This window comes from Streptomyces sp. NPDC001568 (genome assembly GCF_042893755.1).
In the GTDB taxonomy this organism is placed as follows: domain Bacteria; phylum Actinomycetota; class Actinomycetes; order Streptomycetales; family Streptomycetaceae; genus Streptomyces.
Window position 1 is genome coordinate 379,229 of sequence record NZ_JBIAVF010000004.1, and the last position, 12,716, is coordinate 391,944.

Annotated in this window: 12 protein-coding genes; 9 read left to right on the forward strand and 3 right to left on the reverse strand. The window is 72.1% G+C overall.

The window, feature by feature from the left end; genetic code table 11:
- Positions 1 to 220 precede the first annotated feature (220 nt).
- The 7 genes from ACFY0I_RS09835 to ACFY0I_RS09865 all read left to right on the forward strand — a co-directional run bounded on the left by ACFY0I_RS09835 (position 221) and on the right by ACFY0I_RS09865 (position 6,508).
- Positions 221 to 1,831: an ATP-binding protein gene (locus ACFY0I_RS09835; protein ID WP_388892599.1), complete on the forward strand. Its 1,611-nt coding sequence runs from the start codon at positions 221 to 223 to the stop codon at positions 1,829 to 1,831.
- A complete protein-coding gene (locus ACFY0I_RS09840; protein ID WP_281210250.1) occupies positions 1,828 to 2,229 on the forward strand; it encodes a roadblock/LC7 domain-containing protein in 402 nt (133 codons plus the stop codon). The genes ACFY0I_RS09835 and ACFY0I_RS09840 overlap by 4 nt, the downstream gene beginning before the upstream one ends.
- Positions 2,226 to 2,579, forward strand: a complete 354-nt coding sequence (locus ACFY0I_RS09845) for a DUF742 domain-containing protein (protein ID WP_388892601.1) — start codon at positions 2,226 to 2,228, stop codon at positions 2,577 to 2,579. Before ACFY0I_RS09840 ends, ACFY0I_RS09845 begins: the two co-directional genes overlap by 4 nt.
- Positions 2,560 to 3,195 (forward strand): ATP/GTP-binding protein, encoded by a 636-nt coding sequence (locus ACFY0I_RS09850; protein ID WP_388892603.1) that lies wholly within the window; start codon positions 2,560 to 2,562, stop codon positions 3,193 to 3,195. Before ACFY0I_RS09845 ends, ACFY0I_RS09850 begins: the two co-directional genes overlap by 20 nt.
- Positions 3,192 to 4,421: a cytochrome P450 gene (locus tag ACFY0I_RS09855; protein ID WP_388892605.1), complete on the forward strand. Its 1,230-nt coding sequence runs from the start codon at positions 3,192 to 3,194 to the stop codon at positions 4,419 to 4,421. The genes ACFY0I_RS09850 and ACFY0I_RS09855 overlap by 4 nt, the downstream gene beginning before the upstream one ends.
- Positions 4,418 to 5,665, forward strand: coding sequence for a cytochrome P450 (locus tag ACFY0I_RS09860; protein ID WP_388892607.1), 1,248 nt, complete (start codon positions 4,418 to 4,420; stop codon positions 5,663 to 5,665). The genes ACFY0I_RS09855 and ACFY0I_RS09860 overlap by 4 nt, the downstream gene beginning before the upstream one ends.
- A 111-nt stretch (positions 5,666 to 5,776) precedes the next feature.
- Positions 5,777 to 6,508 carry a hypothetical protein gene (locus ACFY0I_RS09865; protein ID WP_388892609.1) on the forward strand — a complete coding sequence of 244 codons (732 nt, stop codon included), beginning with the start codon at positions 5,777 to 5,779 and terminating at the stop codon, positions 6,506 to 6,508.
- A gap of 424 nt (positions 6,509 to 6,932) precedes the next feature.
- Here the strand turns inward: ACFY0I_RS09865 and ACFY0I_RS09870 are convergent, their stop codons facing one another.
- From ACFY0I_RS09870 to ACFY0I_RS09880, 3 genes are all read right to left on the reverse strand, one after another.
- Positions 6,933 to 7,670 (reverse strand): anti-sigma factor family protein, encoded by a 738-nt coding sequence (locus ACFY0I_RS09870; protein WP_388892611.1) that lies wholly within the window; start codon positions 7,668 to 7,670, stop codon positions 6,933 to 6,935.
- Positions 7,667 to 8,269, reverse strand: coding sequence for a sigma-70 family RNA polymerase sigma factor (locus tag ACFY0I_RS09875; RefSeq protein WP_388892613.1), 603 nt, complete (start codon positions 8,267 to 8,269; stop codon positions 7,667 to 7,669). Before ACFY0I_RS09875 ends, ACFY0I_RS09870 begins: the two co-directional genes overlap by 4 nt.
- Positions 8,270 to 8,381: 112 nt before the next feature.
- Complete coding sequence (locus ACFY0I_RS09880; protein WP_388892615.1) at positions 8,382 to 9,365, reverse strand: DUF1996 domain-containing protein; 984 nt, start codon at positions 9,363 to 9,365, stop codon at positions 8,382 to 8,384.
- 298 nt (positions 9,366 to 9,663) lie between these two features.
- Here ACFY0I_RS09880 and ACFY0I_RS09885 point away from each other — a divergent pair, with 298 nt between their 5' ends.
- Positions 9,664 to 10,398, forward strand: a complete 735-nt coding sequence (locus ACFY0I_RS09885; protein ID WP_388892617.1) for a DUF1838 family protein — start codon at positions 9,664 to 9,666, stop codon at positions 10,396 to 10,398.
- Between the two features lie 455 nt (positions 10,399 to 10,853).
- Positions 10,854 to 12,635, forward strand: coding sequence for a S8 family serine peptidase (locus ACFY0I_RS09890; RefSeq protein ID WP_388892814.1), 1,782 nt, complete (start codon positions 10,854 to 10,856; stop codon positions 12,633 to 12,635).
- Positions 12,636 to 12,716: the final 81 nt, after the last annotated feature.

Consider the following 12,716-nt stretch of genomic DNA (forward strand, 5'->3'; position numbering starts at 1 on the left):
TATTCACCGGACGTCCGCCGCCGATCCAGTCCGGCGAGTTGTGACGTCACAGGATGCCATGCCATAGCCCCGAAACCGCTCCAGACCTGTCCTTAGTGGGCGCTACGCAGCGTAACTTCCTTCAAGACCTTTCCTAAACGATCAGCAATCCTCATATAGTTATCCCTCGTTGCCACAGGAACCCTCTCTTCCATATACGCCCGGTTTGAGGCTTTGATTGATGACGGCGTCGCCTTCCCCCCTTCGCCCCGCTGTGCTCGCCCTGCTGATCACAGCAGTGGCCACCGGCGCCCTCTCCATGGCGGCGGTGGCCGCGGCCCCGGCGTCCGTCCGCGAACCACTCGGCTGGTTCTCGGCGTCCGGCTCGCTGGCGCTCTCGGTCGCGGCCTGCGCCCTCACCTGGACGGCGCGCTCGTCCCGGCTGCTGCGGGGCCGGCTCACCGCCCTCGGCCGTGAACTCGCCGACCGCGACGCCCACCTCGCCCGCCTCACCGCCGAGGCGACCCGCGAGACGGCGGGCCGCACCGCCGAGCGCACCCGCCTCGTCGCCGAGCACGCCGCCGAGGTGGAGCGGCTGACCACGGCACGCAACGCCGACCGCGAGCACCTGACGGCCTCGCACGCCGCCGAACTCGACCGCATGACCTCCGCCCAACTGGCTTCCCGCGAGCGGCTCGGTGAGGAGCTGCGGCGAGCCCGCTCCGGCCGCGCCGCCGCCATGGCCGCCGCCGCGAACGCCGCGGGCCGCATGCAGGCCCTCGCCACCGGAATGCTCGCCGACCTGCGGGACATGGAGCACCGGCACGCCGCCGAGGACGTCCTCGGCGACCTGCTCCACCTCGACCACCGCACCGCCCAGGCCGGCCGCCTCGCCGACTCCATCGCGGTCCTCACCGGAGCCCGCTCGGGCCGTCGCTGGGCGAAGCCGATCGTCATGGAGTCGATCCTGCGCGGCGCCATGGGCCGCATCGGCGGCTACCAGCGCGTCCGGCTGCATTCCACCAGCGAGGCCGCCGTCGCCGGGCACGCCGCCGAGGGCGTCATGCACGCCCTCGCGGAACTCCTCGACAACGCCGCGAACTTCTCCCCGCCCAACGCCGAGGTCCACGTCTACGTGGAAGAGGTCCCGGCCGGCGTCATCATCACCGTCGAGGACAGCGGACTCGTCATGAGCGAGGTCCAGCTGCGCCGCGCCGAACAGGCCGTGACCGCCGAATCGCTGGACCTGGCCGGCCTCTCCGGCACCCGCCTCGGGCTCGCCGTCGTGGGGCGCCTGGCCCGCAAGCACGGGCTGACGGTGTCCTTCCGGCCCTCCGCGCGCGGCGGTACCGGCGCGCTCATGATGCTGCCGCAAGAGCTGATCAGCCGCACCGCGGCCGAAGTCCTGCCCACCCCGGCGCTCGTGGCCGCACCGGCCGCCCCCGCGCTCGTGGCGGCGCCCGCGGTCGTCCCCGAGGCGGAGCCCGCCCACCACGGCCCCGCCGACGACGACGCCACCGTGCCCGCGCCGGCGCCCGCGCGCGGGCACGAGCCCCGGACGGAGGGACCGGCCGGCGCCGACGCTCCCGCCGCCGGCACGGAGGACTCCGAACCCACCGGCCGGAACCCGGTGATCGGCGAGAGCGGACTGCCCCAGCGGCGGCGCGGCCGGACCCTGGCCGCCGCCCACCCCGAGGGCCCCGACGCCGCAGGAGCGGCGGCACGCAACCCGGCCGCCCCCACCGGCGCCTCCCAGTCCGCCGCCCGCTTCGGCAGCTTCCGCCAGGCCGTGCGCGGCAACTCGGCGCAGCAGCCCCCGAACCCCCCGCACCCGGAAGGCAACACGCGATGACCGGCACCACCACCGACGAGACGCTCAGCTGGCTCCTGGAAGGACTCCTGGAGCGCACCCCCGGCGCCCGGCACGCCCTCGTGCTGTCCCGGGACGGGCTGAAGCTGTGCCGTACCCCCGAGCTGTCCGTCGACCAGGCCGACCAGCTCGCCGCCATCGCCGCCGGCATCCAGAGCCTGTCCCACGGCGCGTCCATCGAGTTCGGTGACGGCACCGGCGGAGTGCGCTCCGCGATGGCCGAGTTCTACGGCGGGATCCTCTTCATCGTCGAGGCGGGCGAGGGCGCGCACCTCGCGCTGGTCGCCGACGAGGAGGCCGACGCGGGCTTCGTCGGCCACAACATGTCCGAACTGGTCGAGCAGCTGAGCGAACATCTGATCGCCAGGCCCCGGGGTTGAGCCGCGGCAGGCCGGGCCGGGACGACTCCCCGGACCGGCTCTACACCCTCACCGGCGGCCGCAGCAGCTCCGGTTCGGACGCGTTCGACCTCGTGACCCTGGTGGTCACGGAATGCGACCCCGTGCCGGGCATGCAGTCCGAGCACGTCGCGATCCTGCGGATGTGCCGGTTCCCGACCGCCGTCGTGGAGATCGCGGCCGAGCTCGGGCTGCCGGTGTCCATCGTGCGGATCCTCCTCGCCGACCTCCTCGGGACCGGACGCATCAGCGCCCGGCACCCGCGTTCGACGTACCTCCTTCCCGACCTCGACATCCTGGAGCAGGTGCTCGTTGGACTCCGCAACCTCTGACCGGGGCACGACCCGGCAGACCCTCAGCAGCACGGCCGACAACGGCCTGAAGATCGTCATCGTGGGTGGGTTCGGGGTCGGCAAGACCACCATGGTCCGCTCGGTCAGCGAGATCCGTCCGCTGAACACCGAGGAGACGATGACCAAGGCGGGCGAGGCCGTCGACGACACCTCCGCGGTCGGCGCGAAGACCGCGACCACGGTGGCCTTCGACTTCGGACGCATCACCCTCGACGCCCACAACGTGCTCTACCTGTTCGGCGCTCCCGGGCAGGAACGGTTCTGGTTCCTCTGGGACCGGCTGTTCTCCGGCACTCTCGGCGCCGTCGTCCTCGTGGACACCCGCCGGCTCGCGGACTCCTGGTACGCCATCGACCGCCTGGAACACCACGGCACGCCCTTCGTGGTCGCCTGCAACGACTTCGGTGGCCCCGCCCACACCCCCGAGCAGATCCGCGAGGCGCTCGACCTGCCCGCCCAGGTGCCCCTGCTGTTCTGCGACGCCCGCTCGCGCAGCTCCAGCCAGCAGGTGCTGATCTCCCTCGTCGAGCACCTCCAGCACCTCCAGCGCCACCAGACGGCCGTCCTGCACACGATCCCGGAGCCCACCCCGTGACCACCCCCGAGCCCCAGCCCGTCTACCTCGGCGGCCCCCGCTTCCAGACCGACCCGATCGAGCTGTACCGGGAGATGCGCCGCGACCACGGCGCCGTGGCCCCGGTGGTGCTCGACGGCGACGTACCGGCCTGGCTGGTCCTCGGGTACCGCGAACTGCACCAGGTCACCAGCGACCCGCAGCTCTTCTCCCGCGACTCCGACCTGTGGAACCAGTGGGACCGCATCCCCGCCGACTGGCCGCTGCTGCCGATGATCGGCCGCAAGCAGCCGTCGATCCTCTACACCGTCGGTGAACGCCACCGCGAACGCGCCGCCGTCATCTCCGGCGCCCTCGAAGCCGTGGACCCCTTCGAACTCAAGGGCCACGCCGAACGCTTCGCGGACGAACTCATCGACGGCCTGTGCGGCCGGGGAGCCTGCGACCTCGTCGGCGAGTACGCCATGCTGCTGCCGCTGCGCGTGCTGGCCCGTCTCTACGGGTTCTCCGACGAGCAGGGCCCCGGCCTCGTCACCGCCATGAACGACATGATCAACGGTCGGGCGGGCGCCCTGGAGGGCCAGCGCCACCTCGGCGAGTCCATGTACGCGCTGCTCGCCGCGAAGCAGGCCGCCCCGGGCCCGGACGTCGCCTCCCGGATGCTCGCCAACACCGCGGGCTTCACCGTGGACGAGATCGCGCAGGACCTCATGGTGATGATGGCCGCCGGGCACCAGCCCACGGCCGACTGGATCGGCAACACCCTGCGCCTGATGCTCACCGACGACCGGTTCGCCGCCTCCCTGGCGGGAGGCCGGCACAGCGTCGGCGAGGCCATGAACGAAGTCCTCTGGGAGGACACCCCCACCCAGAACGTCGCCGGACGCTGGACCACCCGCGACACCAAGCTCGGCGGACAGCACATCGGCCGCGGCGACCTGGTCCTGCTGGGCCTGGCCGCCGCCAACGGGGACCCGCACGTACGCACCGACGCGGGGTCCCTCACCGGCGGGAACAACGCCTTCTTCTCCTTCGGTCACGGCGAACACCGGTGCCCGTTCCCCGCGCAGGAGGTCGCCGAGGTCATCGCCCGGACCGGCATCGAGGTCCTCCTCGACCGGCTCCCGGACGTCGACCTGGCCGGCCGGGCCGACGGACTCACCCGCCGGCCGTCGCCCTGGTTGCGCGGACTCACCGACCTCCCCGTGACCTTCACCCCGACCCCCGCGCTTGGAGCCACCCGATGACGTGCCCGATCGACCACACCGGCCCCGCCCCCCTCGTCCTGGACCCCTTCGTCACCGACCTCGACGCCGAGAGCGCCGCGCTGCGCGCCGCCGGCCCGCTGGTCCCCGTCGTCCTGCCGGGCGGTGTCGGCGTGTACGCCGTCACGCACCACGCCGAGGCCAGAAGACTCCTGACCGACTCCAGAGTGGTCAAGGACATCAACGTCTGGGGGGCCTGGCAGCGCGGCGAGATACCCGCGGACTGGCCGCTGATCGGCCTGGCCAACCCCGGCCGCTCCATGCTGACCGTCGACGGCGACGAACACCGCCGGCTGCGCACCCTGGTCGCCCAGGCCCTGACCGTCCGCCGGGTGGAGAAGCTGCGCGCCGGCATCGAGGCGCTGACCACGCGGATGCTCGACGCGCTGGCCGAACGCCCCGCCGGCGAGCGCGTCGACCTGAAGGCCGGCTTCGCCTACCCGCTCCCCATGAACGTCATCAGTGAACTCATGGGTGTGGACGCCGCCGAACACCCGCGCCTGAAGGCCCTCTTCGAGAAGTTCTTCTCCACCCAGACCCTGCCCGAGGAAGTCCCGCAGATGATGGCGGACCTCGGCGCGCTGTTCTCCCGGATCGTCGAGTCCAAGCGGGAGAACCCCGGCGACGACCTGACCAGCGCCCTCATCGCGGCCTCCGAGGACGGTGACCACCTCAGCACCGAGGAGATCACCAACACCCTCCAGCTGATGGTCGCGGCCGGCCACGAGACCACGATCAGCCTCATCGTCAACGCCGTCGTCGCCCTGGAGACCCACCCCGAGCAGCGCGCCCTCGTGCTGAAGGGCGAGGTCTCGTGGGAGAACGTGATCGAGGAGACCCTGCGTTGGTCCACCCCGACCTCGCACGTCCTGATCCGTTTCGCCACCGAGGACATCGAGGTCGGCGACCGGATCCTGCCGCGCGGCGCGGGTCTGATCGTCTCCTTCGGCGCCCTCGGCCGTGACGAGGCCCAGTACGGCTCGACCGCCGGTGAGTTCGACGTCACCCGCACCCCGAACCGTCACATCTCCTTCGGCCACGGCCCCCACGTCTGCCCCGGCGCGGCCCTGTCCCGACTGGAGGCGCTGGTGGCCCTCCCCGCGCTCTACGCCCGGTTCCCGGACCTGCGCCTGGCCGTGCCCCGTGAGGAACTGCGCAACAAGCCGATCCTGACCCAGAACGACCTCTTCGACCTGCCGGTCCACCTGACCGCACAGGCGCTCTGACGGTCCCGGCCCCGCCGCGCGAGCGGGGCCGGCTCCCTCGCCCACACCGACCGGCCGCGCTCCGCGGAAATCGAATGGTGATCGTACGAACCGAGTTGCTAGGTTGACCACGTGCCGAAGCTGAATCAGATCATCGCAGTCGAAAAGGGCGTCAAGTCCAAGTCCCTCCAGGAGCTCACCCAGGCTCACCACGACGTGCAGAAGCCCGCCCTGCTGGCCGGCATCTCGCGTACGTACCAGCCCAAGGACGAGGAGGGCGAGCAACTGCCGCCCGAGTCCACCCGGGTGCAGGTCAAGGCGGAGGACGTGCTGCGATCGACGGCGGCCACGCTGACGCGCCTCTTCGACGTCACGGCCACCAAGGACTGGGCGAACCGCAGCGCGGCGGCGGACGTCGTCGTCGACGGGAACGTCCTGCTTCCCCAGGTGCCTGTGCCCTACCTGCTCTTCCTGGAGAAGCAGCTGACCGACCTGCACACCTTCGTGCGGAAGCTGCCGGTCCTCGACGCCTCGGAATCCTGGAACCTGGATCCGTCCACGGACTCCTGGAAGACGGAGGCCGTGCGCACCATCCGCACCAAGAAGGTTCCGCGCAACCACGTCAAGGCCGAGGCCACCGAGAAGCACCCGGCCCAGGTCGAGGTGTACTACGAGGACGTCGCGGTCGGCTACTGGACCACCGTGAAGTTCTCCGGCGCCCTGCCCGCCCGCCGCGTCAACGAACTCCTCGACAAGGTCGAGCGGCTCCAGCAGGCCGTGAAGTTCGCCCGCGAGGAGGCCAACAGCGCCGAGGTCACCGACGAGCGGGTCGGCGACGCGGTGTTCGGCTACCTGTTCAGGTAGCCCCGAGATCGCCCCCTGTGTCGCAGGGGGTGCGCGAGAGCGCAAGCTGAAACTGATGTTGAAGCTGAATCAGGGGTGTCATTTGGGGGTTCGAATCCCTCCCCCGGCACCACATGCCGGGGTGGCCCAAGCTGGTACAGGCGGCCCCTCTTAATTTCAGATTATCGCTCCAGTCTCAGTATTCGCCGCCGAACACCGGATCGACCGGGCCGGGACGATCACCGACGGATGGGGGTTCAAGTCCCTCCTGCGCCTCTTTCGTGGCGCGGTAGTTCAAAGGTAGAACACGTCGGCCTCAACATGATCCTGGCTCTTAAACGCAGCCGGTGTGCGCAATTGGGTGGCAAACAGGAGCCCGGGAGCTGGACATGCTCCCGGGCTCCGTCACGTCCCCGGCCCGTCGGCCGGGGCGCCCCCGCCCCCGTTACGCGGGCGCGGGTACGGGTACGGACACGAAGGTCCGTCCCGCCTCGTTCTCGACGAGGACCTCCCGCACCTGCGCGGGATCGACCGCCGCCGTACCGTCCAGCGAGGCGCCCTTGCCCTCGCCGTGCTCGGCCGTGCCCACGACCCAGCCGCCCGCGATGGTCCGCGTACCGTCGCGGGCGACCACGACCAGCCGGCAGCGCTCGCCCGGCGGCACTCCGGTGACCGCCGCGTGCACCCGCACCCACTTCGGCGCCGGCGTCACCTTCACGGTCATCCGCGCGCCCGTGCCCCGGTCCGTCGCCGAGGCGACCCGGGTGCCCGCCACCGGGGGAGAGGGCGCCGCGGACACGGTCGGGGCCGGCGGCGGAGGCAGCGCGACGCCGGGACCGGCGTCCCCTCCGAGCCGGGTACCGGCCCAGAACACGGCCGCCATCGAAGCCGCGGCAGCCACTGAGACGAACGCGATCCGCCGCCGCGAGGCCGCGGACCGCTCACCGCGCACCTGCCGCAGGGTCCGCTGGAGCAGCAGGTCGCCGCCCTGCGGGGGACCGTCGAGGAAAGCCTCCTCGGGCACCTCGCCCAGCACGCTCTCCAACTCGCGCAAAGCCGTCACCTCCTCACGGCACCCCGAGCAGGTGCCGAGGTGCTCCTCGACCCACCGCACGTCCTCCTCGTCCAGGACACCGAGCACGTACGGTCCGAGCAGTTCCTCCTCGTGCCGCTGCCGGTTCATGCCACCACCTCCCGCAGTCCGCCGGGCTGCTGGGGCGGCCGGGCTGATCGTCTGTCCTTGCTGTCGTCCCTGCCGCTGTCCGAGAACACCTCGCGCAACGCCTTGAGGGCGTAGTGCGCGCGCGACTTCACCGTTCCCGCCGGAATCCCCAGGCGGTCGGCCGCCTCGGCGACACTGCGCTGCCGGTAGTACAACTCCGTCAACACGTCCCGATGTTCCGGGGTGAGCCGGTCGAGCGCGCCGAGCACGGTCATGGAGTCCACCACCGAGTCCGCGTGGTCGAGCTCCACCGGCGGAGCGGCCGACGAGCCGGACACCTCCGCGGGCCGGGCGGCCTTCGCCCGGTACCGGTCGGTGATGATGTTGCGGGCCACCGTGAGCAGCCAGCCGCGTACCGAACCCTTCCCGTTGACGAGGACCTCGGAATGCCGCCACGCCCGGATCAGCGTCTCCTGGACGACGTCCTCGGCGGCGGCCCGGTCACCCGTCAGCCGCGTCGCGTACGCGAGCAGGGCGTGGCCGTGCTCCTCGTAGACCGTCCTGATCAGTGCTTCGTCGGTCGAGCCCCGCCGAGTGCGGGGCCACAGTGGTCCGGCCATCTCACCCTCTCCGTCCTCCTCGTGTTACGTGGTGCGGTCGGAACACGCCGGGGGCGGACGAATGGTTCAGGTGAGGTGCGTCACTTTCGCGCGCGCCGGTGGAGGAGGGCGCTCACGTGCGGCACGCGCGGCCCTCGTTGAGGCAGCCGACGACCTCCCGCATCCGCTCGTCCGTCATCACGTTGACGAACATGGCGTGGTCGGTCCGGGGACTGTGCCGCTGCTCGGGGAAGGAGTCGAGCGCGAACGGGGTCCCCGCCCTCACCGCGTAGGAGAGCGAGACGCGCAGCTCGGGCACGGGGAAGGTGCCCTGCGGGCACACGCCCTGGGCGGAGGGGAAGCGCAGGTGCGAGCGGTGCCCCGGCGCGCTGGTGTCCAGTCCGTTCCAGCAACTGGGGAAGACCAGGGTCCGGGTGACCAGGCTCCCGGCCGGACAGCGCGGATAGTCCGTCGTCGAGCGGTCGGGGAAGCCGGAACAGCCCCAGCGGGCCCGTACGTCCGCGTCCGTACCGGCCGTGTACGCGACGGCGTCACCGGTGATCGCCCGCAGGAACCGCGGCATCGGCACCACCTTGCTCACCGGACTGCCGCGGAACTCCACGCTCACCCCCGCCTCGGGGAGGATCTCGCCGGCGTTGCCGTGCCCGGCGGAGGTCTCATGGGCGAGGGTGCCCGGGCGGTCGAGGCGGCGCAGCACCGGCCAGTAGTAGGTGGAACGGTCGCCACCGGCGCAACTCGTGGCCGCCGCGGCCAACGAGGCGTCGTCCGACATGGCGTCGGTGGACAGGTTCCCGACGTACGCGTGCGTGTGGTGGGCGCCGGCCCGCAGGCCCGGCGAGACCACCAGGTTGTCCTCGTTCCAGTGGCCCTCCGCGTTGCGGCCGCACTCCACCGTCACGGTCCCCGAGGAGCCCTCGGAGCCCGCCGGGGCGGGGGGCGCGGCGGCGCGCGGCACCTCGCGTATGTCCACGTACGCGCCCGCCACCTCCCCGTGCTGCGGTCCGGCGGCCCGTGAGGCGCCCAGGACGGCGGCGACCAACCCGGTGCCGAGCACCAGGCAGACGAGGGGCCACAGCAGGCGGTGTTCATTCCCCATGGCGGTCACGGTTGCCGGTGCTCCGTACGGTCGTCAACGGGGCGTCCTCGCGACGGGAGCCCGGTGTGATTGTAGGCGTCGGCCGGGCCCCTCCCGAAGTCACCGCGACCCGTCGCACCGGGGCGTCCGGCGCTGCGCGCCGCCCTTCCCGAGCCCTCGACGCCGCACCTGCCCCGACGGCCCCTCACCGGCCCGGACGCCCCCGTACGCCGCTCGGGGGCCCCGGACCCTCCCGGGCGGACCCGGACGGCCGGAGAGTGCCTTGCAGGGCCGCCGGGCCGCCGCGCAGAGTTCTCCCATGACACCGGCTGAACTCCTCCACGACTTCGCCCGCACCCGCGCCTCCCTCGACGGAGCCGAGGTCACCTTCCGGTGGACCGGCGACGTCCACTCCTGGGCCCCCGACGAGCCCTACAGCAGGACGTTCGGCTTCGAGGGCCTCAACGTCGCCCGACTGGAGGCCGACGAGGCGACCGGTGGCTACCGGATGCTCTCGCGCGAGGCGGCCTTCTACCTCGACCCGACGACTCGAGAGATCCTGGAGACCTGGCAGGACAAGCCCGTGGTCCACGTGTGGAACGACCCGGCGAACCTCGCGCTGCGACCCTTCCCCGTCCCGCGCACCGAACTCGGCGACCAGGTCTGCTTCAGCCTGGAGATCCCGCTCGCGTACCCCTCGCCCCTGCCCGTCGCCGACTACCCGCTGAACTCGGCCGGGGACACCTACCGGGCCCTGGAGCTCTTCCAGTTCTTCGCCCCCGCCGCGGCCCTCGCCGGCGACGCGCCGAGCGTCCCCGCGACCATGTCCTGGATGCGGATGTCCCCGTGGCTCCCCTGGATGGAGCAGGGACAACGCCCCGGCGGGCTCGCCTTCCACTGCCGCGGCACGAAGCTGGGATCGTACGACGAGGTCCCCGAACGCACCCGCGCGTACATCGCCGCCCGCCACCCCGAATTCGCCTCGGCGCCGGAGAAGTGGACCGAGCCGAACGAGTCCAGCTGGACCTACTTCCGCCGGCTCAACCCGCGGTGAACCCCGGCGGGCCGGCGCCCCGCACCCGCCCCCGCCCCGCCCCCGCACCGACCCCGCACCCGCCCCCGTCCCCGGCCGCACCGGGGGCGGGGGCGGGCGCGTAGGGGTCCGGACAAGGGTTTTCCCCGTATCGGGTTCATCTCCGCGTTGCCTACTGTCTGCCCACCGGCGATCCACCGGACCCGAACCGCCCCCGCACCAACCCCACATGGTGCGAAGCGGAACGGGGACGCGGATCGCCGGGATCGCCGTTGCCCTGCCCCGCCGTCGCGGCCGGGCAACGCGGCGCGCGGCGGTGGCCGGGGCGGGGACTGACCAGTCCGCCCCGGGCCCCGCGGCCGCCGGTTCACCTCCCACACTGCACCGACCGGCCGCTCCGGCCTGCCCGGAAACGGCCCTCGAAAGGGAACACCGTGCACGCATCCAGACGCAGCAGGCTCATATCCGTGGTGGCCATGTCCGTCACCCTCCTCGCCGGCTCCGCGACCGCTTCGGTCGCCGTGACCGCCGAGAACGACCCGGCCACCTCCCTCCCGGCCGCCGCGGCCCCCGCCGCGCCCGCCGGTGCGCCGGTCGAGAACCTCATCGTCGGATACAAGTCCTCGGCCTCCGAGGCCAGTTCCAACACCGCGGCCGCCGATGACGCCGCCGCGAAGGGCAAGAAGGCCGGCAAGAAGGCGAAGTTCGACCGCCGCCTCGGCACCGGAGCCGCCCTCGTCAACCTGGGCGGATCGGTCGCCCCGGCCGACGCCGCCGGCGTGATGGCCCAGTTCCGCGCCGACCCGGACGTCGCCTACGTCGAGCCGGACACCCGCGCCTACGCCATGGCCGTGACCCCGAACGACACCGAGTACGCCAAGCAGTGGGACCTCTTCGAGCCCACCGCCGGCATGAACGTGCCCGCCGCCTGGGACAAGACCACCGGCTCCGGCGTCACCGTCGCCGTGATCGACACCGGCTACGTGGCCCACTCGGACGTCGCCCCGAACGTCGTCGCCGGCTACGACTTCATCTCGACGTCCTCCGAGGCCCGTGACGGCAACGGCCGTGACAACAACCCCGCGGACGAGGGCGACTGGAACGCCACCGACGGCGAGTGCGGCGTCGGCTCGAAGGCCAGCACCTCCTCCTGGCACGGCACCCACGTCGCGGGCACCATCGCCGCGGCCACCAACAACTCCAAGGGCGTCGCCGGCATCGCGTACGGCGCGAAGATCCAGCCCGTCCGCGTGCTCGGCAAGTGCGGCGGCGCCACCTCGGACATCGTCGACGCCATCACCTGGGCCTCCGGCGGCGCCGTCGCGGGCGTCCCGACCAACGCCACCCCGGCCAAGGTCATCAACATGAGCCTCGGCGGCTCGGGCACCTGCGGCACCAGCTACCAGAACGCCATCAACGCGGCCGTCGGCCGCGGCACGACCGTCGTCGTCGCCGCCGGCAACAGCAACGCGAACGCGTCCGGCTTCTCCCCGGCCAGCTGCAACAACGTGATCAACGTGGCGTCGACCAACCGCGCCGGTGACCGCTCGTACTACTCCAACTTCGGCACGATCATCGACATCGCCGCCCCGGGCGGTGAGACCCGCCGCGCCACCGACACGCCCGGCACCGTCACCACCCCCGAGAACGCGATCCTCTCCACCCTGAACGCCGGCACCACCACCCCCGGCGCCGAGTCCTACAAGCCCTACCAGGGCACCAGCATGGCCGCCCCGCACATCGCGGGCCTCGCCGCCCTCATGAAGTCGGCGAAGACCTCCCTGACCCCGGCCCAGATCGAGGCCGCGATCAAGGCCAACGCCCGCCCGCTGGCCGGCACCTGCACCGGCGGCTGCGGCGCCGGCCTCGCCGACGCGAGCGCGACGGTGAACGCCGTGACCTCCACGACGCCCACCACGCCGTCCTTCGAGAACACCACGGACGTCACCATCGGTGACAACGCCACGGTCGAGAGCTCCATCACGGTCAGCGGTGTCACGGGCAACGCCCCGGCCGCCCTCAAGGTCGGCGTGAACATCGCCCACACCTACATCGGTGACCTGAAGGTCGACCTCGTCGCCCCCGACGGTTCCGTCTACACGGTCCACAACCGCGCCGGCGGCAGCACCGACAACATCAACCAGACCTACACCGTCAACGCCTCCTCCGAGGTCGCGAACGGCACCTGGAAGCTGCGCGTCAACGACAACGCCGGTGGCGACACCGGCAAGATCGACTCCTGGAGCCTCGGCTTCTGACCCGCACCGGACCCCGGTCCCCCCGGCCCCGACGGAGCCCCCCAACTCCGTTCTGACGGGCCGATGGTACGGACCATCCCA

Coding starts and splice junctions, on each gene's coding strand:
- ACFY0I_RS09880 (WP_388892615.1), bottom strand. CDS start 9,365: ATGGGGAATGAACACCGCCTGCTGTGGCCCCTCGTCTGCCTGGTGCTC.
- ACFY0I_RS09870 (WP_388892611.1), bottom strand. CDS start 7,670: ATGAACCGGCAGCGGCACGAGGAGGAACTGCTCGGACCGTACGTGCTC.
- ACFY0I_RS09885 (WP_388892617.1), top strand. CDS start 9,664: ATGACACCGGCTGAACTCCTCCACGACTTCGCCCGCACCCGCGCCTCC.
- ACFY0I_RS09860 (WP_388892607.1), top strand. CDS start 4,418: ATGACGTGCCCGATCGACCACACCGGCCCCGCCCCCCTCGTCCTGGAC.
- ACFY0I_RS09890 (WP_388892814.1), top strand. CDS start 10,854: ATGTCCGTCACCCTCCTCGCCGGCTCCGCGACCGCTTCGGTCGCCGTG.
- ACFY0I_RS09835 (WP_388892599.1), top strand. CDS start 221: ATGACGGCGTCGCCTTCCCCCCTTCGCCCCGCTGTGCTCGCCCTGCTG.
- ACFY0I_RS09840 (WP_281210250.1), top strand. CDS start 1,828: ATGACCGGCACCACCACCGACGAGACGCTCAGCTGGCTCCTGGAAGGA.
- ACFY0I_RS09875 (WP_388892613.1), bottom strand. CDS start 8,269: ATGGCCGGACCACTGTGGCCCCGCACTCGGCGGGGCTCGACCGACGAA.